This window comes from Rhizobium sp. 10N414, from assembly GCF_056394785.1.
In genome coordinates, this window is record NZ_JBFTIN010000110.1 from 1 (window position 1) to 868 (window position 868).

At 57.9% G+C, this 868-nt stretch carries 1 protein-coding gene; it reads right to left on the reverse strand.

Annotated elements, in window-relative coordinates:
* Window positions 1-22: 22 nt before the first annotated feature.
* A protein-coding gene (locus AC1DE4_RS31810) for an IS5 family transposase (protein WP_113580989.1) occupies window positions 23-786 on the reverse strand; the annotation gives its coding sequence in 2 pieces (ribosomal slippage) (window positions 23-459 and window positions 459-786; 765 coding nt in all).
* Window positions 787-868: the final 82 nt, after the last annotated feature.

Sequence of the window (868 nt, forward strand, 5' to 3'; positions counted from 1 at the left end):
CTAGGCTGTGGTGACAATTTAACTATTTGATCCATAGCATGATGCTCGCGAGCTTTATGAAGCCGAGGAAGTTGTCGGCGATCTTGTCGTAGCGCGTTGCGATACGCCGCCATTGTTTGAGCTTGGCGAAGAAGCTCTCAATGCCCCATCGCTGTTTGTAGGCAAGGCGATCATAGGCATGTTGGTGCTTGCGATGTCGGCGTGGCGGAATGACTGGCTCGCCGCCTTGATCAAGAATGATGTCATGCAAGCTGTCGGCATCATAGGCGCGATCCGCGAGCACCTGTTTGGCTGGGAGTGCGCGGATAAGGTCGCAAGCCGGTGCCATGTCGTTCTGTTGTCCAGGGCCGAGTTGAAAGCGAACCGGCAATCCCAGTGCATCAACTACCGCATGGATTTTGCTGCCAAATCCACCTCGGGAGCGGCCGAGAGCCTGGGCTTGCGCTCCCCCCTTTTTCGCCGCCCGCCGGCGGCTTGGGCCTGCGCCCGGATAACCGTGGCGTCGATGGACAACCACTCCATGTCCGGATCRACAGAAACTGCTTCGAAAATCCGGTCGAATATGCCCTGCTCGATCCAACGGTAATAGCGCCGTTTGACCGTCTGATAGGGGCCAAAACGGTCTTCCGGCAGATCACGCCAGCGCGCTCCGGACCGGGCAAGCCACAGTATCGCGTCGAAGAACCGACGCCCATCACTGCGAGGACCGCGCCTGCCTTTGCGACCACCGGGCACAAACGGCTTCAGCCGCTCCCACTGGTCATCTCGAAGAACCTCACCATCCATCGCCGACCTCCAAAAGTCAGCGTTGAATCTGATTTGCGACTCGAATGGAATCCCGGATCGTTAAATTGTCACCACAGCCTAG